Below are 26,197 nucleotides of genomic sequence, written 5' to 3' on the forward strand. Positions count from 1 at the left end.
TTAGAGTCCTGACGCTGCGCGGGGCATCTGCATGCCCACACGCTGCGCGGCTCCTGAAGTGCGCGAGTTAGAGGCTGCGAGCAACCTGAACCTTCTCGAAGACTTCGATCTTGTCGCCGACCTTGACGTCGTTGTAGCTCTTGACGCCGATACCGCATTCCATGCCGGCACGTACTTCGGCAGCGTCATCCTTGAAGCGGCGCAGGGATTCCAGCTCGCCTTCGAAGATAACGATGTCTTCACGCAGTACACGGATTGGACGGTTACGGTACACAGTGCCTTCAACCACCATGCAGCCGGCGATCGCACCGAATTTCGGCGAGCGGAACACGTCACGCACCTCGGCGATACCCAGGATGTTCTCCCGGACGTCGCTGCCAAGCATACCGGTAAGGGCTTTCTTGACGTCTTCGATGATGTCGTAGATGACGTTGTAGTAACGCATGTCCAGGCCTTCCTGCTCGACGATCTTGCGAGCGCCAGCATCGGCACGCACGTTGAAGCCGAACAGTACAGCGTTGGAAGCCAGTGCCAGGTTGGCGTCGGATTCGGTGATACCACCGACACCGCCACCGACAACGCGCACTTGCACTTCGTCGTTACCCAGGCCGTTCAAGGCGCCGTTCAACGCTTCGAGGGAACCGCGGACGTCGGATTTGAGGACGATGTTAAGCGTCTTCTTCTCTTCCTGGCCCATGTTCTCGAAGATGTTTTCCAGCTTGCCGGCGTGAGCACGGGCCAGCTTGACCTCGCGGAACTTGCCTTGACGGAACAGAGCCACTTCACGGGCTTTCTTCTCATCAGCCACTACGCTCATCTCGTCGCCAGCGTCCGGCGTACCGTCCAGGCCGAGAATCTCGACTGGGATAGCAGGGCCTGCTTCCTTGATTGGCTTGCCGTTCTCGTCGAGCATGGCACGTACACGGCCGTAGTTCGAACCGACCAGTACCATGTCGCCTTGGCGCAGGGTACCGTCTTGGACCAGCACGGTGGCAACCGGGCCACGGCCCTTGTCGAGACGGGACTCCACCACGACGCCACGGCCAGGAGCCGATGGAGTAGCGGTCAGTTCCAGGACCTCGGCTTGCAACAGGACCGCTTCGAGCAGTTCGTCAACGCCGGTACCCATTTTCGCCGAGACCGATACGAATGGCGTCTCGCCACCCCATTCCTCGGACGTCACGCCGTGAACCGACAGTTCGCTACGGATGCGATCGAGATCGGCGCCCGGCTTGTCGATTTTGTTCACGGCAACGACCAGAGGAACACCGGCAGCCTTGGCGTGCTGGACAGCTTCAATGGTCTGCGGCATTACGCCGTCGTCCGCTGCAACCACCAGGATCACGATGTCGGTCGCCTTGGCACCACGGGCACGCATTGCGGTAAACGCGGCGTGACCTGGGGTGTCGAGGAAGGTGACCATGCCGCGCTCGGTTTCAACGTGGTATGCACCGATGTGCTGGGTAATACCACCGGCTTCGCCTGCGGCAACCTTGGCACGACGGATGTAGTCGAGCAGGGAAGTCTTACCGTGGTCAACGTGGCCCATTACGGTCACGACCGGCGCACGGGAAACCGCTTCACCTTCAAACTTCAGGGACTCGGCCAGGGAATCTTCCAGGGCGGTGTCGCTGACCAGGGTCACTTTGTGGCCCAGCTCTTCAGCAACCAACTGGGCAGTTTCCTGGTCCAGTACCTGGTTGATGGTGGCCGGAGTGCCCAGCTTGAACATGAACTTGATGATTTCAGCAGCCTTGACCGACATCTGCTGGGCCAGATCGCCCACAGTGATGGTCTCGCCGATCTTCACTTCACGCACGACAGGGCCGGTTGGGCTCTGGAAACCGTGGGCGTTGCGCTTCTTCAGCTTGGCCTTGCCGCGACCACCACGACGGAAGCCATCGCTTTCTTCGTCGGTGGTACGTGGGGCAACGCGTGGCGCAGGCGCTTTCTCTTTGACCGAGGCGCGGTGCGGAGCGTTTTTACGCTCGCCATCGCCACCGCCACCGCGACGATTGTTGTCGTCAGCACGTGGTTTGTCCGGACGACGAGGCTCGTCGCGCTTGCGGGCGTCTGCTGCAGGAGCAGGTGCGGCGGCAGCCGGGGCAGCCTCACGCACAGCTTCAACAGGGGCGGCGACCGCATCAGTGGCAGCAGGTTGCGCAGCAGCAGGCTGGCGACGCGCTTCTTCTTCGGCGCGACGCTTGGCTTCTTCTTCAGCCTTCTGACGTGCAGCATTTTCTACTGCGCGACGTTCTTCCAGCTCGCGTTTGCGCTCGGCTTCGATTTCTTCCGGGCTGCGCTGTACGAAGACTTTCTTCTTGCGTACTTCAACGCTGATGCTCTTGCTACCTGCAACCCGCAGGGTGCTGGTGGTTTTGCGCTGCAATGTAATCTTGCGCGGTTCTTCCACTTTCGCCTTGTGGCTGCTCTTCAAGTGAGTCAGCAAAGACTGCTTCTCACTATCGCTCACACCTTCATCGGCGGCGGTGTGCGGCAGACCTGCCTCACGCATCTGCTGCAACAGGCGCTCTACCGGTGTTTTGACCTCATCGGCCAGTTGTTTCACCGTGACTTGCGTCATGCACTTCTCTCCTCAGGCCGCGCCTAATTACTCGAACCAATGGGCTCGGGCGGCCATGATCAACTTGCCGGCACGATCTTCGTCAATGCCGTCGATGTCGAGCAGATCGTCAATAGACTGCTCGGCCAGGTCTTCGCGGGTAATTACGCCGCGCACCGCCAGTTCCATCGCCAAATCCTTGTCCATACCCTCAAGCGAGAGCAGGTCTTCGGCCGGATGGGCGTCTGCCAGCTTTTCCTCAGTAGCGATGGCTTTAGTCAACAAACGATCCTTGGCCCGAGCGCGGAGCTCGTTGACGATATCCTCGTCAAAGCCGTCGATGTTGAGCATTTCTTCCAACGGTACGTAGGCAATCTCTTCCAGGCTGGTGAAGCCTTCATCTACCAGCACCTGTGCCAGTTCTTCATCGACTTCCAACTCTTCGATGAAGTTGCGCAGGATGTCACCGGTTTCAGCTTGCTGCTTAGCCTGGATGTCCGATTCGGTCATCACGTTCAGGGTCCAGCCGGTCAGTTGGCTGGCCAGACGCACGTTCTGACCACCACGACCAATGGCCTGAGCCAGATTGTCTGCGCCAACGGCGATGTCCATTGCATGGGCATCTTCGTCAACGATAATTGCCGCCACTTCAGCTGGCGACATGGCGTTGATCACGAACTGCGCCGGGTTATCGTCCCACAGGACGATGTCCACACGCTCACCGCCCAATTCGCCCGACACTGCCTGGACGCGCGAACCGCGCATCCCGATGCAAGCGCCTTGCGGGTCGATGCGTTTGTCCTTGGAGCGGACCGCGATCTTGGCACGCGAACCCGGGTCACGGGACGCAGCCATCACTTCGATCAGGCCTTCGGCGATTTCCGGCACTTCGATACGGAACAGCTCGATCAGCATTTCCGGCGCGGTACGCGACAGGATCAACTGCGGGCCGCGGTTCTCGGTGCGGATTTCCTTGAGCAGCGCACGCAGACGCACGCCGACACGGAAGGTTTCGCGAGAGATGATGTCTTCGCGGGCCAGCAACGCTTCGGCGTTGTTGCCCAGGTCGACGATCACGTTGTCGCGGGTAACTTTTTTCACGGTGCCAGAGATGATTTCACCCAGGCGTTCGCGATAGGCGTCAACGACTTGAGCGCGCTCGGCTTCGCGAACCTTCTGCACAATGACCTGCTTGGCGGTCTGTGCAGCAATACGGCCGAATTCGATCGACTCGATCTTTTCTTCGACAACATCGCCAACCTGGGCGCCCGGATGCGTTTGCGCAACCTTGCTTGGCCAGGTTTCGATGGCCGGATCATCAAGATCGTCCTCTTCGACCACCGTCCAGCGACGGAAAGTCTCATAGGCACCGGTGTGGCGGTTGATTTCCACACGCAGATCTACTTCGTCTTCAAAACGTTTCTTGGTAGCAGTGGCCAGGGCCAGCTCCAACGCTTCAAAAATCACGCTTGCCGGTACACCCTTTTCATTGGATACCGACTCAACAACCAGCAGTACTTCTTTGCTCATCGTACGCCTCGCCTTTCGCAAGCCATTGGATCCGCGGGATCCGCGTCTCAGTCAAAACTGGGAATAATGTTGGCCTTGTCGATCATATCGATCGGCAACAGGAACTCGTGGTCTTCTACCTGCACCACGACATCCTGCTCTTCTACACCGCGCAGAAGGCCCTGAAAGTTGCGTCGCCCTTCAAAGGGGGAGCGCAGCTTGATCTTCACTTGTTCACCGGCATATTTAGCAAACTGCTCGATAGTGAACAGTGGGCGTTCCATGCCTGGCGAGGAAACTTCAAGGGTGTATTCAACGGAGATTGGATCTTCAACATCCAGCACACCGCTGATCTGACGGCTGACAATGGCACAATCGTCCACCAGCACGCCGCCCTCTTTATCGATATAAACGCGCAACATTGAGTGGCGACCTTGAGCCGAAAACTCAATACCCCAGCATTCATAGCCTAGGGCCACGACCACCGGGGCCAACAAGGCCTGCAACTCTTCTAGCTTGCTCGACACCTGAACCCCCTCGTGCATGTATGTGCATGCTGTGCAAAATAAAAAAATGGGCGAAACGCCCATCCTTGAAACGCCGTCGAACAGCGGCGTTGAAAGTGTCCAGCTAACAAAAAGCCCCTTAAAAGGGGCTCCGCTAAAACTGGTTGCGGGGGCCGGATTTGAACCGACGACCTTCGGGTTATGAGCCCGACGAGCTACCAGACTGCTCCACCCCGCGACAAAGCTGGGGCGGAAGTATACGACCGATCCCTTACAGGGTCAATGTAACCTTCCACCTACAAGAAAGCCCGCAACAGCGGGCTCTCCTGATAATTGGTACCGAGAAGGGGACTCGAACCCCTACACCCTATGGGCACAACCACCTCAAGGTTGCGTGTCTACCAATTCCACCACCTCGGCAATACAGCGTTTACAACCCTTCCTACTTCTGCTCTTGAGCTGGAGGTACGTCAGTCGCTGGAGTAGCCGACTTTTGCTCTTGAAGCACCGGGACATCATCAGAAGCCGGTTTTGCTTTTGGAACTTCCAACACTGCTGGGTTTGGCAAACCTACTTGAGTCAGCACATGAGCTTTCTCTTTAGCAAAGTAACCTAACCCTAAGCTGGTTATGAAGAAACCTGCGGCAAGTATAGCAGTAAACTTACTAAGAAAGGTAGAGGAACCTTGGCTTCCGAACACAGTATTTGAAGCACCTGCACCGAAAGACGCACCAGCATCCGCACCTTTACCCTGTTGCAACAGAACCAGAGCAACTACGCTCAGGGCAGCCAACAGATGAAAAACGACTACGACTGTTTCCAGCATTTTTTCAGTTTCCCGCGGCGCGACAGATCGCACCGAACTCATCTGCATTCAGGGAAGCTCCACCAATGAGCCCCCCATCGATATCCGGCATGCCGAACAGTTCGACCGCATTGGCCGCCTTCACGCTGCCGCCGTATAGAAGCCGCACACCTTGTGCGACTTCAGAATTCTCTGCCGCCAACTGCGCGCGGATGGCTGCGTGCACATCCTGCGCCTGTTGCGGTGTAGCAGTCAGCCCGGTGCCAATGGCCCAGACCGGCTCGTAAGCAATAACTGCCTTTGCAAATGCACCAACACCCAGCTCCTCGATGATGCTGCCCAGCTGACGCGAGACAACTTCAAGAGTCTTGCCCGATTCGCGCTGCTCAAGGGTCTCCCCTATGCACAACACCGGAATCAAGCCACAAGCCTGTGCTGCGGCGAACTTGCGGTTGAGCGTCCCATCCCGCTCGCCCATCATCTGGCGACGCTCGGAGTGCCCGACAAGCACATAGGAACAACCCGCATCAACCAGCTGACTCGGCGAAATCTCGCCGGTCAACGCACCTTGCATCGGCTCTACCGCAGAGTTCTGCGCGCCGACCTGAATCGACTTGCCCTTCAAGCCATCAACCACTTGGTTGATATGCAAGCAAGGCGGGAACACCGCGACGTCAACACCGCTAGGCAAGGCCAAGTGACGAAGGCCGTTGATCAGCTCAGCGACACTGGCGCGGGTACCGTGCATCTTCCAGTTACCAGCTACCATAGTGCGACGCATGCTGTACCCCGTCGGTCAAAGTGGGCGCAGATGTTACCCAACCACACCATCACTGGCAAGCCGAATTCAGGCGCAAACTTCAGTTACCAGTTTTGCCAGGTCTTCGGCATGGCCGCGAACCTGTGTTTCGTCCTCGCCTTCGACCATCACACGCACCAGCGGCTCTGTGCCGGATTTGCGCAGCAGCACGCGTCCGCGCCCCGCCATTGCCTGGGTCACACGCTCGCAAGCCTCTTTGACAGCAGGGTGCTCGATGGGGTTTTCACCACCGGCAAAACGCACATTGAGCAGCACTTGCGGACACTTGCGCAGGGCTTGGCGCGCCTGGGCCAGGCTCTCCTCGCGGCGACGCAGGGCCAACAGCACCTGTAGCGCGGCGATGATAGCGTCACCCGTGGTGGTGTGCTGGAAGCAGACCACATGCCCGGAATTCTCGCCACCAACCAACCAGTTACGTTCCAGCAGTTCGGCGATCACATAGCGGTCACCGACATTGGCGCGAATAAAGGGAATCCCCAGTTCTGCCAATGCCAATTCCAGCCCGAGATTACTCATCAGAGTGCCGACCACGCCACCTTGCAGCTTGTTACGCTCATGCAGGTCACGGGCAATGATGAACAACAGGTCATCACCATCCACGATCATGCCGGTGTGATCCACCATCAGGACACGGTCGCCATCGCCGTCAAAAGCGATGCCCAGGTCCGCATGCTCAGCCAGCACAGCAGCCTGCAGCTGCTCCATGTGGGTGGAACCGCAATTGTCGTTGATGTTCAAGCCGTTGGGCTGAGCCGACAGCACGGTGACCTGTGCGCCCAACTCCTTGAAGACGCTCGGCGCCACCTTGTAGGTCGCCCCATGAGCGCAATCGACAACAATCTTCAAGCCTGCGAAATTGGTGCTGCTCGGAACGCTGCTTTTACAGAATTCGATATAGCGACCTGACGCGTCGTTAATGCGCGACACCTTGCCCAGCTTGCTCGACTCAACCACCGTCATCGGCGCATCCAGCAGCTCCTCGATCATCAACTCGATCTCGTCAGGCAGCTTGGTGCCCTGCCCCGAGAAAAACTTGATGCCGTTGTCATCATGAGGATTGTGGGAGGCGCTGATCACAATACCGGCTTCGGCGTGAAAGGTACGCGTGAGGTAAGCGATTGCCGGCGTGGGCATGGGGCCCAGCAGCATCACATCAGCCCCGGCGGCGGACAACCCGGCCTCCAGCGCAGACTCAAACATGTAGCCCGAAATACGGGTGTCCTTGCCCACCAGGATGCGACACGCGCCCATGCTGCGGAACGCCATGCCTGCCGCCCAACCCAGCTTGAGCATGAAATCAGGGGTGATCGGGAATTCGCCGACCCGACCACGAATGCCGTCGGTGCCAAAATATTTTTTAGTCATAAGTACTCCATCATTCTTATTCGGCTGATTCTACAGCAGCGAGCATGCGCACCACATCGACCGTTTCGACGACATCATGCACACGCAAAATACGTGCGCCCTTGGTCACGGCAAGCGCCGCAAGCGCCAAGCCGCCATACAGGCGTTCGCCGACCGGGCGATTAAGGGCGAGCCCTATCATGCTCTTGCGCGACACACCGACCAACAGCGGGCGACCAAGGGCGTGCAGCGCTTCCATGTGTTTGAACAGGCTTAGATTGTGCTGCAGGGTCTTGGCAAAGCCAAACCCCGGATCGAGGATGATCTGCTCAGGCGCAATACCCACAGCCACACATTGGGCAATCCTCTCAGCAAGAAACCCACTCACCTCGCCGACCAGATCGTCGTAGTGCGGATTGTCCTGCATGTTGCCGGGCTCACCCAGCATATGCATCAGACAGACGGGCAGGCCCGTTGCGGCGGCCGCATCAAGGGCTCCATCACGCTGCAGCGAACGCACATCATTGATCAACCCAGCCCCCAGCCGCGCGGTTTCGCGCATCACTGCCGGGGTGGAGGTGTCTACCGAGATGATGACATCCAGCTCACGGGCAATACGTTCGACCACGGGCGCCACCCGCTCCAGCTCCTCCAAAGGAGAAACAACGCGGGCGCCGGGGCGGGTCGATTCCCCACCCACATCAATCAGCGTCGCACCGGCAGCCACCATCGCCTCGGCATGACGCAACGCGGCATCCAACTGGCTGAAGCGGCCACCATCGGAAAAGGAGTCAGGGGTTACATTGAGGATGCCCATGACATGCGTCCGGGCCAAATCAAGAACCCGGTTGCCGCAAGGCAACCGGGTAGAGGACAAAGCAGAAGTCATTTCAAACCTTAGTGATCAGCTGCCGGGCCGCCGATAGGCGTTTCAGGGCGCTCATTCTGCACCACAGGCGGAGTGCCTGAAGTACCCGAACCACCTTCCCAGTCGCGCGGCTCACGCGGCGTACGGCCCGACATGATGTCGTCGATCTGGTCGGCATCGATGGTTTCGTACTTCATCAACGCATCAGCCATGGCGTCCAGCTTGTCACGGTTGTCAGTCAGGATCTGCTTGGCCGTGCCGTAGCACTGGTCAATGATGCTGCGAACCTCGGAGTCGATCAGCTTGGCTGTCTCACCCGAGAAGCTGGCGCTTTGCCCACCGCCGCCACGACCCAGGAAAACTTCGCCTTCTTCTTCGGCGTACATCAATGGGCCGAGTTTTTCCGACAAGCCCCACTTGGTCACCATGTTTCGTGCGATCTGGCTGGCACGCATGATGTCATTGGAGGCACCAGTGGTCACACCGTCGAAGCCAAGGGTCATTTCTTCAGCAATACGGCCACCATACAGCGAGCAGATCTGGCTGATCAGCGCACGCTTGGAGAGGCTGTAACGATCCTCTTCCGGCAGGAACATCGTCACGCCCAGTGCCCGACCACGGGGAATGATCGACACTTTGTAGACGGGGTCATGCTCTGGCACAACGCGACCTACAATGGCGTGGCCGGCCTCGTGATAAGCGGTGTTCTGCTTCTCTTTCTCGGACATGACCATGGATTTGCGCTCGGCGCCCATCATGATCTTGTCTTTCGCCAATTCGAACTCTTTCATCTCAACGATGCGCTTGCCAGTACGGGCAGCGAACAGCGAAGCCTCGTTCACCAGGTTCGCCAAATCAGCACCGGAGAAACCGGGAGTACCACGGGCGATCACAGCCGGAGCTACGTCGTCACCCATTGGCACCTTGCGCATGTGCACTTTCAGGATCTGCTCACGACCGCGGATATCCGGCAGGCCGACCACAACCTGGCGGTCGAAACGGCCCGGACGCAGCAACGCAGGGTCCAGCACGTCCGGACGGTTGGTTGCGGCGATGACGATAATGCCGTCATTCATCTCGAAACCATCCATCTCTACCAGCAACTGGTTGAGGGTCTGCTCACGCTCATCGTGACCGCCACCCATGCCAGCGCCACGATGGCGACCAACGGCATCGATTTCGTCGATAAAGATGATGCATGGCGCGTGCTTCTTGGCCTGCTCGAACATATCGCGAACGCGGCTGGCGCCGACGCCGACAAACATCTCGACGAAGTCAGAACCGGAAATCGTGAAGAAAGGCACCTTGGCTTCGCCGGCAATCGCCTTGGCCAGCAAGGTTTTACCGGTACCCGGCGGGCCCACCATCAGCACACCGCGAGGAATACGGCCACCCAGGCGCTGGAACTTGCCCGGATCACGCAGGAACTCGACCAACTCGCCGACTTCTTCCTTGGCTTCGTCGCAACCTGCAACGTCAGCCAGGGTGGTCTTCACCTGATCTTCGGAGAGCAGGCGCGCCTTGCTCTTGCCGAAGCTCATCGGCCCGCCCTTGCCTCCCGCACCACCTTGCATCTGGCGCATGAAGAACATGAACACGGCGATAATCACCAGGATCGGGAAGCTGGCCACCAGGAGCTGGGTCCAGATGCTTTGCTGTTCAGGCTGCTTGCCTTCCACAATGACCTTGTTATCCACCAGGTCACCGATGAGACCGTTGTCCTGAATGGCTGGACGAATGGTCTTGAAGCTGTCGCCATCGTTGCGCTTACCGGTAATCACGTAGCCATCAACCGCTACGCGCTCGACCTTGCCATCCTTAACTTGCTGGATGAAGTCGGAATAGTTGAGGGTCTGCGGCTCGTTAGGGCTGGAGAAGTTGTTCATCACCGTCACCAGGACAGCCGCGATGATCAACCACAGGATCAGATTCTTTGCCATATCGTTCAATTAACTACCCTCTGAAGCAAGCTCCGCTACTGGCGCGCGCTTCGCATGATATTCACCGGCCTAACTTACTACATTACCTACAACTCTGGCAGGCGCCGTCTGTAACCCTTTGTGAAACTTTGACTACGCAATATTCGTAAAGCTTCGTGACGAAAGCGATATAAAAAAACCTATCGCCCTCCTCGAGTTTCTCAAAAACGCTCTTCGCTTGCAGCGCCTTCGACGCCGCGGAAGCCACGGCACAGCAGATACTGCTCCCTGGACCGGTCACGGGAAGAGTCCGGCTTGCGCGTCTGCACCTTGTCGAACAACTTGCGAATGTTCTTGTGGTACTCGTCGAAACCTTCGCCCTGGAACACCTTCACCAGGAAATCGCCACCCGGACGCAACACCCGACCCGCCAAATCCAGCGCCAGTTCACACAGGAACATGGCACGCGGCATATCAACAGCCGGTAATCCACTCATATTGGGGGCCATGTCGGAAATCACAAGGTCTACCTGCGAATTTCCCACAGCCTCCAGGATCTCGGCCAATACTTTGTCCTCGGTAAAATCGCCGTGAACAAAGGTCACGTCCGGGATGCTGTCCATCTCGAGGATGTCCGAAGCGATCAATCGGCCTTGCCCACCAATCAGACGACTGGTCACCTGGGACCAGCCACCGGGGGCCGCGCCGAGATCAATAACGCTCATGCCTGGACGAATCAATTTGTCCTTGTCCTGGATCTCCAGCAGCTTGTAGCTGGCCCGGGAACGGTAGCCGTCCTTTTGCGCCTTTTTGACGTAAGGATCATTGAAATGTTCTTGTAGCCACTTAAGGCTGGTTTTGGAACGGGCCACGGGCCACCTCGAAAAAATAAAACGGGTCGTGATTAACTGGGCGGTCCCGGACTCGCTCGGGTAAACTGGCCGCCGCTTTTTACAAGATCAGACGCAGGGGTCAGATTATGCCGCTCACTCAAGAGCAGAAGAAACAGTACAAATCCATTGGCCACCATCTGAAACCAGTTCTGATTGTGGCAGACAACGGTTTGACTGAGGGTGTGCTAGCCGAATTCGAGCGCGCACTGAACGATCACGAACTGATCAAGATCAAGGTCAACATCCTTGATCGCGAAGCGCGCCTGGCTGCCGTTGCAGAACTGTGCAAGGTCGGCAAAGCGGACCTGGTTCAGGTCATCGGCAAGATGGCGCTGCTGTATCGCAAGAACTTCAGCGTCAACAAGCAACTGTCGAACGTTCATCGCTTCAAATGATGAAAAGGGTCAAGGGCGTGCTTCGCGCGCCCCGCCACTCCATCCCGGCGCAGGCTGCGCAACCAGCACCAAGCCAGAGAACCCTAGCACAAGATAGCTGAACAACTGCCAGCGCAACGCTTGCGGCAGCCACACATGCACCATACAAAACATTGCGCATGCATACAGCGCCATCAACAGCAGTTGCCCGCGAATATCCCGCCACAAACTCTTCAAGCCTTCGGCCGTGATCAGCACCAACGCCTGAAGCATCACGCACGCCGCCGCAAAACCCACCAGCAACGCACTCAGCAATCCGTCGATCTCATCGATCAGCAGCGGCGCCAGGCCAATCAGGCCCAACGCCGGCAACACGCCAATATGTAACAGCCATAGGCCACCCACCCAAAGCATCTGAGAGAGCTGCCAAAGCATGGCGCCCGCACGCAGCGGGCGCCGCCTTTCAGATGTGACGAACTTCGACAATCTCGTACTCAATGACGCCGCTCGGCGTTTTCACGGCAACCACGTCGCCTTCTTCCTTGGCAATCAAGGCGCGAGCAATCGGTGAGCCGACAGAGATCTTGCCTTGCTTGAAGTCAGCCTCATCCTCACCCACGATCTGGTAGGTCACGCTTTCGTCGGTCTCGACGTTGGCGATTTCCACGGTCGTGCCGAAAATCACCTTGCCGGTATGCGGAATGGTGGTGACATCGATGATCACCGCGTTCTGCATACGGCCCTCGATGTCACGAATCCGCGCCTCGACCATACCCTGCTGCTCGCGAGCAGCGTGGTATTCGGCGTTTTCCTTCAAGTCACCCAGTTCGCGGGCCGTACCGATGTCCTGGCTCAGCTTTGGACGTACGACCTTGGTCAGATGGGCGTGCTCCTCTTCCAGGGCGCGCGCGCCCTGAACGGTCATCGGGTATTTGGTTATGCTCATGCCTTCAATCCTGCGTGTAGATCCTGCAAGCGACGCACGGTCTTTTCCGGACCGAACTTCAGCGCTTCACAGATAGCTTCGCCAGCAGCAATGGTAGTGGTGCAGTAAATCTTGTGCTGCAAGGCATTACGACGAATGGAATAGGAGTCCGCGATCGACTGGCGACCTTCGGTGGTGTTGATGATCAGGGTGACTTCGTCATTCTTGATCATGTCGACCACATGCGGACGGCCTTCCGTCACCTTGTTCACGCGACGTACTTTCAGGCCGGCAGCTTCGATCAGCTTGGCGGTCCCGGCGGTAGCCACGACTTCAAAACCCAAGTTGATCAGATCGCGGGCGACCCCTGCAACCAGTGGCTTGTCGTCATCACGTACGCTGATAAACGCAGTACCGCCGGTCGGCAGCACTTCGCTGGCACCCATCTGGGCCTTGGCGAACGCTTCACCGAAGGTATCGCCCACGCCCATCACTTCACCGGTGGACTTCATCTCCGGGCCCAGGATCGGGTCCACCCCAGGGAATTTGGCGAACGGGAACACCGCCTCTTTCACACTGTAGAAGTTCGGAATGATTTCCTTGGTAAAGCCGATTTCCTTCAGGGTCTTACCGGCCATCACACGCGCAGCGATCATGGCAAGGGACACACCGATGCACTTGGACACGAACGGTACGGTACGCGAAGCACGCGGGTTGACTTCGATGACGTAGATGTCTTCGCCTTGTAGCGCCAACTGTACGTTCATCAGGCCGACCACACCCAGTTCCAGGGCCATTTTCTTGACCTGTTCGCGCATCTCGTCTTGGATGTGCGCCGGCAGCGAGTACGGCGGCAGCGAGCACGCGGAGTCACCGGAGTGAACGCCGGCTTGTTCGATGTGCTGCATGATGGCGCCGATCACGACGTCAGTACCGTCGCAGACCGCGTCCACGTCCATTTCAATGGCGCAGTTGAGGAAGTGGTCCAGCAGCACCGGGCTGTCGTTGGAGACTTTCACCGCATCACGCAGGTAGCGCTTGAGTTCTTCTTCTTCGTAGACGATTTCCATCGCCCGGCCGCCCAGTACGTAGGACGGACGCACCACCAGCGGGTAGCCGATCTTGCTGGCCGCACGGATGGCTTCGTCTTCGCTGCGCACGGTGGCGTTCGGCGGCTGACGCAGGTTCAGGCGCTCAACCATCTGCTGGAAGCGCTCACGGTCTTCGGCACGGTCGATAGCGTCCGGGCTGGTACCGATGATCGGTACGCCGGCAGCTTCCAGGGCACGCGCCAGTTTCAACGGGGTCTGGCCGCCGTACTGGACGATCACGCCTTTAGGCTTCTCGACGCGGCAGATTTCCAATACATCTTCCAGCGTTACCGGCTCGAAGTACAAGCGGTCGGAAGTGTCGTAGTCAGTGGAAACCGTTTCAGGGTTGCAGTTGACCATAATGGTCTCGTACCCGTCTTCGCGCAGGGCGAGGGCGGCGTGTACGCAGCAGTAGTCGAACTCGATGCCCTGGCCGATACGGTTCGGACCGCCACCCAGGATGATGATCTTGTCGCGGCCCGTCGGCGCGGCTTCGCACTCTTCCTCATAGGTGGAGTACATGTAGGCCGTGTCGGTGGCGAATTCTGCGGCGCAGGTATCAACGCGCTTGTAGACCGGGAAAATATCCAGCTTGTGGCGATGAGTGCGCAGGTTCTTCTCGGTCACACCCAGCAGCTTGGCCAGACGCTGGTCGGAGAAGCCTTTGCGCTTGAGGCGGAACATCAGGTCGCGGTCGATAGACGACAGACCCAGCGTCTTGACCTTCTCTTCTTCCTTGATCAGATCTTCGATCTGCACCAGGAACCACGGGTCGATCATGTTCATGCCGAAGATATCTTCGACGCTCAGGCCGGCACGGAAGGCGTCAGCCACGTACCAGATACGCTCGGCGCCCGGCACGGTCAGCTCGCGCTTGAGGATGCTCATGCTTTCCGGGTTGCTCAGGTCGAGCTTCTCGTCCAGGCCGCAAACACCGACTTCCAGGCCGCGCAGAGCTTTCTGCAGGGATTCCTGGAACGTGCGGCCGATGGCCATGACTTCACCGACCGACTTCATCTGGGTGGTCAGGCGCGCATCCGCCTTGGCGAATTTTTCGAAGGCAAAGCGCGGCAGCTTGGTCACAACGTAGTCGATAGACGGCTCGAAAGACGCCGGCATAGCGCCGCCGGTGATTTCGTTTTGCAGCTCGTCCAAGGTGTAGCCGATAGCCAGCTTAGCGGCGATACGCGCAATCGGGAAACCGGTCGCTTTCGAGGCCAGCGCCGAAGAACGCGATACACGTGGGTTCATCTCGATCACGACCATGCGGCCGGTGTCCGGGCAGATGCCGAACTGAACGTTGGAACCGCCGGTTTCAACGCCGATCTCGCGCAGTACCGCCAGGGAGGCGTTACGCAGGATCTGGTATTCCTTGTCGGTCAGGGTCTGTGCCGGAGCCACGGTGATCGAGTCACCGGTGTGCACGCCCATCGGGTCGAAGTTTTCGATGGAGCAGACGATGATGCAGTTGTCCTTCTTATCGCGGACCACCTCCATCTCGTATTCTTTCCAGCCGATCAGCGACTCGTCGATCAGCAGCTCTTTGGTCGGCGACAGATCCAGGCCACGGGCGCAGATTTCTTCGAACTCTTCACGGTTGTAAGCGATACCGCCGCCGGTGCCGCCCATGGTGAACGACGGACGGATGATGCATGGGAAGCCCAGGGTCTCGAGGACCGCGTTGGCCTCTTCCATGCTGTGGGCGATACCGGAACGCGGGCACGCCAGGCCGATGGACTTCATGGCCTTGTCGAAACGCGAACGGTCTTCAGCCTTGTCGATGGTGTCGGCATTGGCGCCGATCATCTCTACGCCGAACTTTTCCAGGACGCCTTCGCGCTCTAGGTCCAAGGCGCAGTTCAGAGCGGTCTGGCCACCCATGGTTGGCAGCAGCGCGTCCGGACGCTCTTTTTCGATGATCTTGGCAACGGTCTGCCACTTGATCGGCTCGATGTAGGTGGCGTCGGCCATGGCCGGGTCGGTCATGATGGTGGCCGGGTTGGAGTTCACCAGGATGACGCGGTAGCCCTCCTCGCGCAGGGCTTTACAGGCCTGGGCGCCGGAGTAGTCGAATTCGCAGGCCTGGCCGATCACGATCGGGCCAGCGCCGAGAATCAGGATGCTTTTTATGTCTGTACGTTTTGGCATGGGTTTGTCACTCAAATCCGCAGGTCAGTCGGCAAGCCGTCTTGAACAATCTTTGAAGAGCCTGCGGGGGCCACCGCAATCCGGGGCCGCCCGCAGGCCACTCAGTCAGCGTCGCTTGGCCATCTCATTGATGAAACGGTCGAACAGCGGCGCTACGTCGTTCGGGCCCGGGCTGGCTTCAGGGTGGCCCTGGAAGCTGAACGCGCTCTTGTCGGTGCGCTCGATGCCTTGCAGGGAACCGTCGAACAGCGACTTGTGAATGGCGCGCACATTGCTCGGCAGGGAGGCTTCATCCACCGCAAAACCGTGGTTCTGGCTGGTGATCATCACAACGCCAGTGTCCAGGTCTTGTACCGGGTGGTTGGCGCCGTGGTGGCCGTGGCCCATTTTCAGGGTCTTGGCGCCGGAGGCCAAAGCCAGCAACTGGTGGCCAAGGCAGATGCCGAACACCGGAATCTCGGTCTCCAGCACGTCCTTGATGGCCTGGATAGCGTAGTCGCATGGCTCAGGGTCACCCGGGCCGTTGGACAGGAACACACCGTCCGGCTGCATCGCGAGCACTTCGCTGGCAGGGGTTTGCGCGGGCACCACGGTCACACGGCAACCGCGCTCGACCAGCATGCGCAGGATGTTGTACTTGACGCCGTAGTCATAGGCGACCACGTGGTAAGGCAGATCGGCAGCCTCGATAGTCGCGTGGCTGTCGGTCTTCAGATCCCACACAGTGGAACGCCACTCGTACTTCTCTTTGGCACTGACGACTTTCGCCAGGTCCATGCCCTTCAGGCCAGGGAAACCTTGCGCCGCGGCAATCGCCGCCTCTTCGGAGATATTGTCACCGACCATGATGCAGCCGTTCTGCGAGCCTTTTTCACGCAGGATGCGCGTGAGGCGGCGCGTATCGATACCGGCGATCGCCACAACGTTGTTGGCTTTCAGGTAATCGGACAGCGACATCGTGTTACGCCAGTTGCTCGCAACCAGTGGCAGGTCACGAATCACCAGGCCCGCCGACCAGACACGATCAGACTCGACATCTTCAGGCGTAGTGCCGGTGTTGCCGATGTGCGGATAGGTCAGGGTAACGATCTGTTGGGCGTAGGAAGGATCGGTAAGGATTTCCTGATAGCCGGTCATGGCAGTGTTAAACACCACCTCTCCAACGGTCTGACCGTCGGCTCCAATGGCTTCGCCGCGAAAAATGCTGCCATCAGCAAGGGCGAGTATGGCTGGCTTAGTCAAGAAGACCTCCCGTAAATAAAGCCTGAAAGGGCGATCGCAGGTTGTAAAAAAGCGGAGTGACGTATGGACACGTCACCCCGCTTCTTCACTGAATTATTCTGCGCGCTTTTAGTGGACACACTAAAGCTGTAGCTTACAGAAAAAGGCTTTTTTGGTCCACCGCTAATGAGCCTTAAAGGCAGGGGAATGCGACAGGACGTCGCCTAGCGGGTAAAAACGGGGGCACAGGATAATCCTGAGCCCCCGTTTTAGCTACTGCTTAGTGCAGGTCCAGCACGTCACGCATGTCGTACAGGCCCGGCTCGCGGCCATCCAACCAAAGCGCAGCACGCACCGCGCCCTTGGCGAAAGTCATGCGGCTGGAGGCTTTGTGCGTGATCTCCAGGCGCTCGCCTTCGGTGGCGAACAGCACGGTGTGATCACCAACCACATCACCACCGCGCACGGTTGCAAAACCGATGGTGTCGCGCGCACGCGCACCGGTATGGCCTTCACGCCCGTATACCGCCACTTTCGACAGATCGCGGCCCAGCGCATCGGCAATAGCTTCACCCATGCGCAACGCAGTGCCCGACGGAGCGTCGATCTTGTGACGGTGATGAGTCTCGATAATCTCGATATCAGCCTCATCACCCAGCACGCGCGCTGCCAGGTCCAACAACTTCAGCGACAGGTTCACGCCCACGCTGAAATTGGCGGCGAAGACGATCGGAATATCCTTGCCCGCCTCCGCCAGCAACTGCTTCTGCTCAGCACTCAAGCCAGTCGTGCCGATCACCATGGCCTTGCCCGCCTTACGGCAGAAGGCCAGATTTTTCAGCATCACTTCCGGCAGGGTGAAGTCGATCAGCACGTCGAATTCGTCCGCCACCTGCTCGAGGTTGCCAGACAGCGAGACACCGATGCGACCCAACGAGGCCAACTCACCTGCGTCCGCGCCGATCAACGTACTGCCTGGGCGAACAATCGCCGCCGTCAGCCCGGAGGCCGGCGAGCGTTGCTGCACCGCCTCGACCAGCGTCTTGCCCATGCGCCCGGCAGCGCCCATTACGGCTATACGTCGCATATTCAGATCCTTACAGGTCGCCGAAGAAGCGTTTTACACCGTCGAAGAAGCCCGTAGTCTTCGGCGAGTGCGAGTCATCGCCTTCCAGCGAGCTGCGGAACTCTTCCAGCAGTTCACGCTGACGACGATTCAGGTTCACCGGCGTTTCAACCGCCACACGGCACATCAGGTCGCCAGCACCGCCACCGCGCACGGGCGCAACGCCCTTGCCACGAATGCGGAACTGCTTGCCGGTCTGAGTCCCCTCGGGAATCTTGAGCTTGACCCGACCATCCAGCGTCGGAATCTCCAGCTCGCCACCCAGGGCCGCATCAACAAAGCTGATCGGCACTTCGCAGAACAAGTGCTTGCCGTCACGCTGGAAGATCGAGTGCTCGCGCACATTGATCACCACGTACAGGTCGCCCGTAGGGCCTCCCTGGGCACCCGCCTCGCCTTCGCCCGACAGGCGAATACGATCACCGGTATCCACACCCGCCGGTACCTTCACCGACAGCGTCTTGTACTCTTCAACGCGGCCTTCGCCGTGGCAGGAATCGCACGGATCGGAAATGATCTTGCCCTGGCCATGGCAACGCGGGCAGGTTTGCTGCACCGAGAAGAAGCCCTGCTGCATGCGCACCTGCCCGATACCGCCGCAGGTCGGGCAAGTGATCGGCGAGGAGCCTTTCTTCGCACCCGAGCCGTCGCACGGCTTGCAGTTGACCAGCGTCGGCACACGGATATTGACACTGGTGCCGCGCACGGCTTCTTCCAGGTTCAGCTCCAGGGTGTAACGCAAGTCACTGCCGCGCTGAGGGCCGCCACGCTGGCCGCCCCGGCCGCCGCCGAAGAAGTCGCTGAATACGTCACCGAAAATATCGGAGAAGTTCTGCCCCCCAAAACCGGCACCGCCGCCGCCCATGCTCGGGTCGACGCCAGCATGGCCATACTGGTCGTAAGCCGCACGCTTATTGGGATCACACAGGCATTCGTAGGCCTCGTTGGCCTCTTTGAACATCTCTTCGGATTCTTTGTTATCCGGATTACGGTCCGGGTGGTGTTTCATCGCCAGGCGACGGTAGGCCTTCTTCAGGTCCGCCTCGCTGGCGCCACGCTCCACACCCAACACTTCGTAATAGTCACGCTTTGCCATAAGTCTTTGCACTCTTAAGGACGTTCGACCTGGCCCTCCTGAACCCTGCCAAACTCGTTGAGCCCCAATACAGGCCCGGACCCAACTCACGTCAATTCAACGATCCTGGTCATTACTGCTTTTAGCCAGGGAGCCGGCCAAAAACGCGGTGACTGTCATTCGGAAAGCAGGAGCATTCCCGTTCACACCGCCAGCATCCGAGCGTTGTCGCATGCTGTAAAAATTCGCATACCCCAGACACGCCAACGCGGGAGCAAGCTCCCGCGCGGCGACATCCTACCAGTCACCGCTTGTGCGCGGTCAACCGGGCGACAACTTACTTGTTGTCTTTAACTTCTTCGAACTCGGCATCGACAACATCGTCGTGCTTGGCTTCAGGCTCTGCTTGTTGCGCAGCGCCGTCAGCCGGCTGGCCTTGCTCGGCGTACATTTTTTGAGCAACTGGCGCGGAGACTTTCGACAATTCCTCAACCTTGGCTTCGATGGCAGCCTTGTCGTCGCCTTTAATGGCGGCTTCCAGCGCAACCACTGCCGCTTCGATTGCAGTTTTCTCTTCGTCGGTCACTTTGTCGCCAGCATCAGCGATCATTTTGCGAGTCGAGTGAACCAGCGCGTCACCCTGGTTACGGGCGCCTGCCAACTCTTCGAACTTCTTGTCGGCTTCAGCATTGGTTTCAGCATCACGGATCATCTGTTGAATTTCTTCATCAGACAGGCCGGAGTTGGCCTTGATGGTGATCTTCTGCTCTTTGCCGGTGGCCTTGTCTTTCGCGCCGACGTGCAGGATGCCGTTGGCGTCGATGTCAAAGGTCACTTCGATTTGTGGCACGCCACGTGGTGCTGGTGGAATCTCAGCCAGGTCGAACTTGCCCAGGGACTTGTTCTGTGCGGCTTGCTTACGCTCGCCCTGCAGCACGTGGATAGTCACGGCGCCCTGGTTGTCATCGGCAGTCGAGAACACCTGGGATTTCTTGGTAGGAATCGTGGTGTTTTTCTCGATCAGCGCAGTCATCACGCCACCCATGGTTTCGATACCCAGGGTCAGCGGGCTTACGTCCAGCAGCAGCACGTCTTTCACATCACCGGCCAGTACGGCACCCTGGATGGCAGCACCCATGGCAACGGCTTCGTCCGGGTTCACGTCTTTACGGGCTTCTTTGCCGAAGAACTCGGTGACCAGCTTCTGAACCAGTGGCATACGGGTCTGACCGCCCACCAGGATCACGTCGTTGATCGAGCCAACGTCGATACCGGAGTCTTTCAGCGCGATGCGGCAAGGCTCGATGGTGCGCTGAACCAGGTCTTCAACCAGTGCTTCGAGCTTGGAACGCGAGATCTTCACGTTCAAGTGCTTAGGACCGGTAGCGTCTGCAGTGATGTACGGCAGGTTCACGTCAGTCGACTGAGCGGAAGACAGTTCGATCTTGGCTTTTTCAGCGGCTTCTTTCAGGCGCTGCATGGCCAGCGGGTCGCCCTTGAGGTTCATGCCGCTTTCTTTCTTGAATTCGTCAACGAGGTAGTCGATCAGACGAATGTCAAAGTCTTCACCACCCAGGAAGGTGTCACCGTTGGTGGCCAACACTTCGAACTGGTGCTCGCCGTCAACTTCTGCGATCTCGATCACGGAGACGTCGAACGTACCGCCACCCAGGTCGTAAACGATCACGGTGTGGTCGCCCTTGGCCTTGTCCATACCGTAAGCCAGCGCGGCTGCGGTTGGTTCGTTGATGATACGTTTTACATCCAGGCCCGCGATGCGGCCGGCGTCTTTGGTGGCCTGACGCTGGCTGTCGTTGAAGTAGGCAGGAACGGTGATCACCGCTTCAGTCACTGCTTCACCGAGGTAGTCTTCGGCGGTCTTCTTCATCTTTTTCAAGATTTCAGCCGAGATTTGCGGCGGCGACATTTTCTGGCCGTTCACTTCAACCCAGGCGTCACCGTTGTCGGCCTTGGCGATTTTGTAAGGCACCATCTTGATGTCTTTCTGTACGACTTCTTCGTCGAACTTACGACCGATCAGACGCTTTACCGCGTACAGGGTGTTGTGCGGGTTGGTCACCGCCTGACGCTTGGCCGATTGACCGACGAGGATTTCACCGTCGTTGGCGTAAGCGATGATCGACGGAGTGGTACGTGCGCCTTCGGCGTTTTCAATAACTTTTGCAACGCCGTTTTCCAGCACGGAGACGCAGGAGTTGGTGGTCCCCAGGTCGATACCGATAATTTTGCCCATGATTTACTCTCCCGAAACTTGAATTTGGTTGCCGCAGCAGTTTTGGCTAACTGCGGCAGCACTTAAACGCTTGACTTATAGATGGGGGCCTTGCGGCGGATTTCAAGCCTGCTCATCAATAGAAGGTGCAACGGGTGAAGGAGCCTTGCTCACCACCACCATTGCCGGACGCATCAGGCGACCGTTGAGCTGGTAACCCTTTTGGAACACCTTGATGACGCTATTGGGTTCCAGGTCATGGCTTTCCTGCATGGCCATGGCTTGGTGATGTTCTGCATTGAACGGCTCGCCGGCTTGCGGATCGATCGCTTCCAACTGATAACGTTTCAGGGTGTCCTGGAACATTTTCAGGGTCAGCTCGATACCTTCGCGCATTGGGCGGATGTTTTCATCGTCCGGGTTGGACAACTCAAGACCACGCTCCAGACTGTCGATGATCGGCAGCAGGTCACCGGCGAATTTTTCCAGCGCGAACTTGTGAGCCTTCTCTACATCCTGCTCGGCACGGCGGCGGACGTTCTGCAGATCGGCGGCAACACGCAACGATTGATCCTGCGCAGCGGCCAATTGCTCTTCGAGCACTTGCACACGAGTCGCCAGTTCATCACCGGCAGCCGAATTGGCGTCTGGAGTTTGCGTATCCTGCGTCTGTTCGTCAGCCATAGATTTCTCCTTTCAAAATCATGCGCGAACTCAACTCGCGCTTCTGCTCCGGTATATGGGGCCACAATTTTCAGGTTCAAGGGCGCAGGCGTTACCAAAAGTCTTTCGATTGACCTGGATCATTTCCTTCTCGCTCATTCCACATCGCGCTAAAAAAATTCGAGACTCAAGCAAATCGAGCTAAGCGTCAGGATTGTCAGGCCTGAACAAAACACTGTATAAATAACCAGACCTAAAGCCTGGGAGCGGCCGTCATGCTCGTGCACCTGTCTGTACATAACTACGCCATCGTTGAACATCTGGATCTTGAACTGGATCGCGGGATGAGCGTAATCACAGGCGAAACCGGCGCCGGCAAGTCGATCATGCTCGACGCCCTCGGCCTGACGCTTGGCGACCGCGCCGACAGTGGCGTGGTACGCCCTGGCTCCGACAAGGCTGACATCCTGGCCACCTTCGACCTGGCGGACATACCCGAAGCCGAAGCATGGCTGGCCGAGCGCGACCTTAATAATGAAGGCCCCTGCATTCTGCGCCGGGTGATCACCGCCGAGGGGCGCTCCCGCGGCTATATCAACGGCACGCCTTGCCCACTGGGCGACCTGAAAGCCCTGGGCGAATTGCTGATCGATATCCACAGCCAGCACGAACACCAATCCCTGCTGAAAACCGATACCCACCGTCGCCTGCTCGATGAGTACGCCGGCGCCACCGATCTTTCCCGGCAAGTTCAACTGGCCGCCCAACGCTGGCGCCAGACACGCCAGGAACTGGAACGCCTCTCCAACTCCGGCGACGAACAACGCGCCCGCCACCAGTTGCTCAGCTACCAATTGGAAGAGCTCGAAAGCCTTGGCCTGGGTGAGACAGAGCTGGAGCAACTTGAGCAGGAACACAAGAACCTGACCAACGCCGAAACCTTGCTGGGCATCTGCCGCCAGGTCGTCGAGCAATGCAGCGAGAGCGACTCCGGCAATGTGCTCAACGCACTGACCGCCAGCCTCAACCGCCTGTCCAGCGTGAACAATGCTTCCGGCTCACTGAGCGAAGCGACCACCCTGCTGACCAGCGCGCAGATCCAGGTTGAAGAGGCCGTGGGCGAACTCAATCGCTTCCTGGACCACTTCGACGCTGACCCAGCTCGCCTGCAGGAAATAGAAGAGCGCCTGGACACTATTTATACCCTGGCTCGCAAGCATCGAATCCAGCCGACCGAAGTCGCAACCATGCAGCAGAAACTGCTGGATGAAATCGAAACACTCAACGCGAACGACGAATCCATCGAACGACTGGGCGAGGAGCTCGCTTCGTTTGCCCGTCATTATCAGGAAAAGGCCCGGGAGCTGAGCGCTCTGCGCCAGCAGGCAGCGACTAGCCTGGCAAGCGCCGTTGAGCTGGAAATCCAACGCCTGGGCATGCCAGGCGGGCGCTTCACCATCGAGTTGCATCCCAACGCCACTCAAGAATTGCAGCCCCATGGGCTGGAGCACGTCGAACTGCTGGTGAGTGCCAACCCCGGGCAACCGCTCAAGGCCCTGGCCAAAGTGGCCTCCGGCGGCGAACTCTCGCGCATCAGCCTGGCGATCCAAGTGATTACCGCCCAGACCTCACGGGTACCCACATTGGTATTCGATGAAGTGGATGTGGGCATTGGCGGGCCAACCGCAGAAATTGTTGGCCAATTGCTGCGTCGCCTGGGAGATCGTGGCCAGGTGCTTACGGTGACCCACTTGCCGCAAGTGGCAGCCCAAGGGCATCAGCACCTGTTTGTGCATAAGGTGCGCGGTAGCGACGCGACACACACCGCCGTCTCCAAGCTGAACAAGTCGGAACGGGTGGAAGAAGTGGCGCGGATGCTCGGCGGTATCGACTTGACCAAGGAGTCCTTGGCTCACGCGAAAAAAATGGTGGTGGCCGCGAAGGCTTGAAGCGACATTTTCCACTCTATAGAAAGCACGAAGGCGACCCGAGGGTCGCCTTCAATCGTTTCGCAAAGCAAAACTGCGTCGATTTTTACTTTTTCTTACGGATGTACAACACGAGATTGTGATCGACCAAATCGAACCCGTGCTCCTCAGCAATCTTGTGCTGCAGCGCTTCGATTTCAGGGCTGGTGAACTCGATAACCTCATTGGTATCCAGGTCAACCATGTGGTCATGGTGACCACCGTCAGCCAATTCAAACACCGCATGACCGCCGTCGAAATTATGACGAACCACCAGCCCTGCGGCTTCAAACTGGGTCAGTACACGGTAGACCGTGGCCAGGCCGACGTCCTCGTTAGACTCCATCAGCGCCTTGTAAACATCTTCGGCACTCATGTGGCGCTGCTCAGCAGAATCGAGCATTTGTAGAATCTTGACTCGTGGCAGAGTCACTTTGAGACCGGCTTTGCGTAGTTCGCTATTTTCAACCATGGTTAGCTTTCTCGCGGATGCTGCTTCGCAGCTTCTCTTAATACGGGTATGATCGGCGTTTACGTTGTCCCAGCCAAGATAGTGGAAGTCGCCCACCGATGCAAAACACCAAGCTCTTGCTAACCAGTTTCACCTTTGTGGGACTGCTCGCACTCGCCGGTTGTTCATTCCCCGGGGTTTACAAAATCGACATCCAGCAGGGCAATGTCGTCACGCAGGACATGATAGACCAGTTACGCCCGGGAATGACCCGACGGCAAGTACGGTTTATCATGGGTAATCCCCTGCTGACCGACACTTTCCATGCCGATCGCTGGGATTATCTCTACAGCCTGCAGCCTGGTGGCGGTGAACGCCAGCAGGAGCGCGTCAGTGTCATCTTCAATGGCAATGACCAGCTCGTGAGCCTGTCCGGCGACTTCATGCCCGGCGTAAGCCGCGATGAAGCCTTGCTGGGCAAGGACAGCGGCACCAACGTGACCGCCCCTGCGCAGGAAGCTGAAAAACCGAAATCCGAGGTACCGGCCAAGCCTGGTTCGTTGCTGGACACCATCCAGAAAGACATCGACAACGTGGAAACCGTGCCCGTCCCGACGCCTGAGCCTCTGGACACCAGCCCGCAATAATTTTGCGCTCGATAAAAAGCCCGGCATGCCGGGCTTTTTGTTGCCTGCCATTTACATAGGCATCTACATAACCTTGGTGCGACGCTGAACCTGTGGGAGCTGGCTTGCCTGCGAAAGCGATCTGACAGTCGACCAGGATCCTGGATCAGATCGAGTACATATCCGTTATCGGGACCGCCCCCTTCCACATTTGGATCGTGGGCATCAGGTAGATATGCGCCGGCTATCAGGGCGTCATCGCAGGCAAGCCAGCTCCCACAGTTGGATCGCGGCGCTCCAGATAGCTAGGCTGCCACTTGGCAAGCTCAAGAATTCGTTTGCCTGGCCAATGCCGCCTTGGCCGCGCGTAGCCTGCGCACCTCTTTAGGGTCGGCCAGCAAAGGCCGGTAGATCTCAATACGGTCGCCTGCTTGTACGCAACGCGCCCCGGCATCCACGACAACCTTGCCAAATATACCCAGCGGGCAATCAGCCAGATCAACGTCAGGAAAATGCGCCGCTATTCCCGACGCCCGCACCGCCTCGCGCAAACTAGTGCCTTCAGCCACCTTTACCCCCAGCAACACCTGGCGATCCTCAGCGGCGAACACCACCTCAATCTCAACCATGCAGTTGCTTGGCGCGCTGACAGAACGCGTCCACCAAGGTATTGGCTGCCTGATTGAACAAAGGCCCTAAAGTCGCACGAACAATCGGCCCGGCATAATCAAACGAAAGATCCAGGCTGATCTTGCAGGCCTTGTCCGTCAGCGCCTTGAACACCCACACGCCATGTAGCTGGGTGAACGGCCCTTCCTGCAGGTTCATTTCGATGGATTGGCCCGGCACCAGCACATTGCGCGTCACAAAATGCTGGCTGAGGCCGCCCTTGGCCACCCCCACACTGGCAACCATGTGCTCGTCACTGCTCTCCAGAACCTCGGCTGTCGAGCACCAAGGCAGAAACTCCGGGTAACGCGCCACGTCGTTGACCAGGTCATAGAGCGCCTGCGCCGGGTAGGGCAACAGGGCCGAACGTTGAATATGCGTCGTCATGTGAGCGTTACTTC

The 26,197-nt window shown here is 58.3% G+C and carries 23 protein-coding genes and 2 tRNA genes; 3 read left to right on the forward strand and 22 right to left on the reverse strand.

The features are described from left to right. Positions 1 to 67: 67 nt before the first annotated feature. The 11 genes from infB to rlmE form a co-directional block, all read right to left on the reverse strand. Positions 68 to 2,584, reverse strand: coding sequence for a translation initiation factor IF-2 (gene infB, locus APH41_RS05935; protein ID WP_003194185.1), 2,517 nt, complete (start codon positions 2,582 to 2,584; stop codon positions 68 to 70). A 27-nt stretch (positions 2,585 to 2,611) separates the two neighbouring features. Then, on the reverse strand, positions 2,612 to 4,093 hold the full coding sequence (gene nusA, locus APH41_RS05940) for a transcription termination factor NusA (protein WP_003194187.1): 1,482 nt from the start codon (positions 4,091 to 4,093) through the stop codon (positions 2,612 to 2,614). Positions 4,094 to 4,140: 47 nt separating this feature from the next. Next, the gene (gene rimP / locus APH41_RS05945; RefSeq protein ID WP_032873230.1) at positions 4,141 to 4,599 is read right to left on the reverse strand and encodes a ribosome maturation factor RimP; all 459 of its coding nucleotides are present in this window, start codon (positions 4,597 to 4,599) and stop codon (positions 4,141 to 4,143) included. A 140-nt stretch (positions 4,600 to 4,739) separates the two neighbouring features. Then, a tRNA-Met gene (locus APH41_RS05950) sits at positions 4,740 to 4,816 on the reverse strand. Positions 4,817 to 4,912: 96 nt separating this feature from the next. Then, positions 4,913 to 4,998, reverse strand: a tRNA-Leu gene (locus APH41_RS05955). Positions 4,999 to 5,020: 22 nt separating this feature from the next. Then, positions 5,021 to 5,404, reverse strand: coding sequence for a preprotein translocase subunit SecG (gene secG / locus APH41_RS27920; protein ID WP_003194191.1), 384 nt, complete (start codon positions 5,402 to 5,404; stop codon positions 5,021 to 5,023). Between the two features lie 4 nt (positions 5,405 to 5,408). Then, a complete protein-coding gene (tpiA, locus tag APH41_RS05960; RefSeq protein WP_003194193.1) occupies positions 5,409 to 6,164 on the reverse strand; it encodes a triose-phosphate isomerase in 756 nt (251 codons plus the stop codon). A 66-nt stretch (positions 6,165 to 6,230) separates the two neighbouring features. Then, positions 6,231 to 7,568: a phosphoglucosamine mutase gene (gene glmM / locus APH41_RS05965; RefSeq protein WP_054917976.1), complete on the reverse strand. Its 1,338-nt coding sequence runs from the start codon at positions 7,566 to 7,568 to the stop codon at positions 6,231 to 6,233. Between the two features lie 16 nt (positions 7,569 to 7,584). Further along, positions 7,585 to 8,436 carry a dihydropteroate synthase gene (gene folP, locus APH41_RS05970; protein WP_054917978.1) on the reverse strand — a complete coding sequence of 284 codons (852 nt, stop codon included), beginning with the start codon at positions 8,434 to 8,436 and terminating at the stop codon, positions 7,585 to 7,587. A gap of 8 nt (positions 8,437 to 8,444) precedes the next feature. Next, entirely contained in the window at positions 8,445 to 10,355 is a 1,911-nt protein-coding gene (gene ftsH, locus APH41_RS05975) for an ATP-dependent zinc metalloprotease FtsH (RefSeq protein ID WP_034127004.1), read from the reverse strand. 200 nt (positions 10,356 to 10,555) lie between these two features. Next, entirely contained in the window at positions 10,556 to 11,206 is a 651-nt protein-coding gene (gene rlmE / locus APH41_RS05980) for a 23S rRNA (uridine(2552)-2'-O)-methyltransferase RlmE (RefSeq protein WP_014719954.1), read from the reverse strand. Between the two features lie 107 nt (positions 11,207 to 11,313). On the opposite strand from rlmE, the gene APH41_RS05985 reads away from it, so the two are divergent. After that, positions 11,314 to 11,622 (forward strand): YhbY family RNA-binding protein, encoded by a 309-nt coding sequence (locus tag APH41_RS05985; RefSeq protein WP_003176146.1) that lies wholly within the window; start codon positions 11,314 to 11,316, stop codon positions 11,620 to 11,622. Positions 11,623 to 11,631: 9 nt separating this feature from the next. On the opposite strand, the gene APH41_RS05990 is transcribed toward APH41_RS05985, so the two are convergent. The 8 genes from APH41_RS05990 to grpE form a co-directional block, all read right to left on the reverse strand. Beyond that, positions 11,632 to 12,036, reverse strand: coding sequence for a hypothetical protein (locus APH41_RS05990; RefSeq protein WP_054898019.1), 405 nt, complete (start codon positions 12,034 to 12,036; stop codon positions 11,632 to 11,634). 28 nt (positions 12,037 to 12,064) lie between these two features. Next, complete coding sequence (gene greA / locus APH41_RS05995) at positions 12,065 to 12,541, reverse strand: transcription elongation factor GreA (protein WP_032873232.1); 477 nt, start codon at positions 12,539 to 12,541, stop codon at positions 12,065 to 12,067. 2 nt (positions 12,542 to 12,543) lie between these two features. Further along, positions 12,544 to 15,765: a carbamoyl-phosphate synthase large subunit gene (carB, locus tag APH41_RS06000; RefSeq protein WP_003194205.1), complete on the reverse strand. Its 3,222-nt coding sequence runs from the start codon at positions 15,763 to 15,765 to the stop codon at positions 12,544 to 12,546. 105 nt (positions 15,766 to 15,870) lie between these two features. Further along, complete coding sequence (gene carA / locus APH41_RS06005; protein ID WP_054917980.1) at positions 15,871 to 17,007, reverse strand: glutamine-hydrolyzing carbamoyl-phosphate synthase small subunit; 1,137 nt, start codon at positions 17,005 to 17,007, stop codon at positions 15,871 to 15,873. A gap of 259 nt (positions 17,008 to 17,266) precedes the next feature. Beyond that, on the reverse strand, positions 17,267 to 18,073 hold the full coding sequence (gene dapB, locus APH41_RS06010) for a 4-hydroxy-tetrahydrodipicolinate reductase (RefSeq protein WP_054917982.1): 807 nt from the start codon (positions 18,071 to 18,073) through the stop codon (positions 17,267 to 17,269). Positions 18,074 to 18,083: 10 nt separating this feature from the next. Beyond that, positions 18,084 to 19,208 carry a molecular chaperone DnaJ gene (gene dnaJ, locus APH41_RS06015; protein WP_054896114.1) on the reverse strand — a complete coding sequence of 375 codons (1,125 nt, stop codon included), beginning with the start codon at positions 19,206 to 19,208 and terminating at the stop codon, positions 18,084 to 18,086. 316 nt (positions 19,209 to 19,524) lie between these two features. Continuing rightward, positions 19,525 to 21,441, reverse strand: a complete 1,917-nt coding sequence (gene dnaK, locus APH41_RS06020) for a molecular chaperone DnaK (RefSeq protein WP_014719959.1) — start codon at positions 21,439 to 21,441, stop codon at positions 19,525 to 19,527. A 102-nt stretch (positions 21,442 to 21,543) separates the two neighbouring features. Then, positions 21,544 to 22,104, reverse strand: coding sequence for a nucleotide exchange factor GrpE (gene grpE / locus APH41_RS06025; protein WP_034126999.1), 561 nt, complete (start codon positions 22,102 to 22,104; stop codon positions 21,544 to 21,546). A 254-nt stretch (positions 22,105 to 22,358) separates the two neighbouring features. Between grpE and recN the strand changes: the two genes are divergently transcribed. Further along, the gene (gene recN, locus APH41_RS06030) at positions 22,359 to 24,032 is read left to right on the forward strand and encodes a DNA repair protein RecN (RefSeq protein WP_054896115.1); all 1,674 of its coding nucleotides are present in this window, start codon (positions 22,359 to 22,361) and stop codon (positions 24,030 to 24,032) included. Between the two features lie 85 nt (positions 24,033 to 24,117). On the opposite strand, the gene fur is transcribed toward recN, so the two are convergent. Further along, a complete protein-coding gene (gene fur / locus APH41_RS06035; protein ID WP_003194220.1) occupies positions 24,118 to 24,522 on the reverse strand; it encodes a ferric iron uptake transcriptional regulator in 405 nt (134 codons plus the stop codon). Positions 24,523 to 24,620: 98 nt separating this feature from the next. Between fur and APH41_RS06040 the strand changes: the two genes are divergently transcribed. Further along, entirely contained in the window at positions 24,621 to 25,148 is a 528-nt protein-coding gene (locus APH41_RS06040) for an outer membrane protein assembly factor BamE (protein ID WP_019817954.1), read from the forward strand. 305 nt (positions 25,149 to 25,453) lie between these two features. Here the strand turns inward: APH41_RS06040 and APH41_RS06045 are convergent, their stop codons facing one another. Both APH41_RS06045 and APH41_RS06050 read right to left on the reverse strand, forming a co-directional pair. Further along, on the reverse strand, positions 25,454 to 25,756 hold the full coding sequence (locus APH41_RS06045; protein ID WP_014719961.1) for an RnfH family protein: 303 nt from the start codon (positions 25,754 to 25,756) through the stop codon (positions 25,454 to 25,456). Then, positions 25,749 to 26,183 (reverse strand): type II toxin-antitoxin system RatA family toxin, encoded by a 435-nt coding sequence (locus APH41_RS06050; RefSeq protein ID WP_003194226.1) that lies wholly within the window; start codon positions 26,181 to 26,183, stop codon positions 25,749 to 25,751. Before APH41_RS06050 ends, APH41_RS06045 begins: the two co-directional genes overlap by 8 nt. Positions 26,184 to 26,197: the final 14 nt, after the last annotated feature.

The sequence above is a fragment of the Pseudomonas sp. NBRC 111138 genome, from assembly GCF_001320835.1.
Taxonomy (GTDB): domain Bacteria; phylum Pseudomonadota; class Gammaproteobacteria; order Pseudomonadales; family Pseudomonadaceae; genus Aquipseudomonas; species Aquipseudomonas paracarnis.

Bases quoted from the DNA above. Each gene is read 5' to 3' on its own strand.
- infB (WP_003194185.1), bottom strand. From the start codon at position 2,584: ATGACGCAAGTCACGGTGAAACAACTGGCCGATGAGGTCAAAACACCG.
- nusA (WP_003194187.1), bottom strand. From the start codon at position 4,093: ATGAGCAAAGAAGTACTGCTGGTTGTTGAGTCGGTATCCAATGAAAAG.
- secG (WP_003194191.1), bottom strand. From the start codon at position 5,404: ATGCTGGAAACAGTCGTAGTCGTTTTTCATCTGTTGGCTGCCCTGAGC.
- tpiA (WP_003194193.1), bottom strand. From the start codon at position 6,164: ATGCGTCGCACTATGGTAGCTGGTAACTGGAAGATGCACGGTACCCGC.
- glmM (WP_054917976.1), bottom strand. From the start codon at position 7,568: ATGACTAAAAAATATTTTGGCACCGACGGCATTCGTGGTCGGGTCGGC.
- folP (WP_054917978.1), bottom strand. From the start codon at position 8,436: ATGACTTCTGCTTTGTCCTCTACCCGGTTGCCTTGCGGCAACCGGGTT.
- ftsH (WP_034127004.1), bottom strand. From the start codon at position 10,355: ATGGCAAAGAATCTGATCCTGTGGTTGATCATCGCGGCTGTCCTGGTG.
- APH41_RS05985 (WP_003176146.1), top strand. From the start codon at position 11,314: ATGCCGCTCACTCAAGAGCAGAAGAAACAGTACAAATCCATTGGCCAC.
- APH41_RS05990 (WP_054898019.1), bottom strand. From the start codon at position 12,036: ATGCTTTGGCAGCTCTCTCAGATGCTTTGGGTGGGTGGCCTATGGCTG.
- carB (WP_003194205.1), bottom strand. From the start codon at position 15,765: ATGCCAAAACGTACAGACATAAAAAGCATCCTGATTCTCGGCGCTGGC.
- dapB (WP_054917982.1), bottom strand. From the start codon at position 18,073: ATGCGACGTATAGCCGTAATGGGCGCTGCCGGGCGCATGGGCAAGACG.
- dnaJ (WP_054896114.1), bottom strand. From the start codon at position 19,208: ATGGCAAAGCGTGACTATTACGAAGTGTTGGGTGTGGAGCGTGGCGCC.
- dnaK (WP_014719959.1), bottom strand. From the start codon at position 21,441: ATGGGCAAAATTATCGGTATCGACCTGGGGACCACCAACTCCTGCGTC.
- grpE (WP_034126999.1), bottom strand. From the start codon at position 22,104: ATGGCTGACGAACAGACGCAGGATACGCAAACTCCAGACGCCAATTCG.
- recN (WP_054896115.1), top strand. From the start codon at position 22,359: ATGCTCGTGCACCTGTCTGTACATAACTACGCCATCGTTGAACATCTG.
- fur (WP_003194220.1), bottom strand. From the start codon at position 24,522: ATGGTTGAAAATAGCGAACTACGCAAAGCCGGTCTCAAAGTGACTCTG.
- APH41_RS06040 (WP_019817954.1), top strand. From the start codon at position 24,621: ATGCAAAACACCAAGCTCTTGCTAACCAGTTTCACCTTTGTGGGACTG.
- APH41_RS06045 (WP_014719961.1), bottom strand. From the start codon at position 25,756: ATGGTTGAGATTGAGGTGGTGTTCGCCGCTGAGGATCGCCAGGTGTTG.
- APH41_RS06050 (WP_003194226.1), bottom strand. From the start codon at position 26,183: ATGACGACGCATATTCAACGTTCGGCCCTGTTGCCCTACCCGGCGCAG.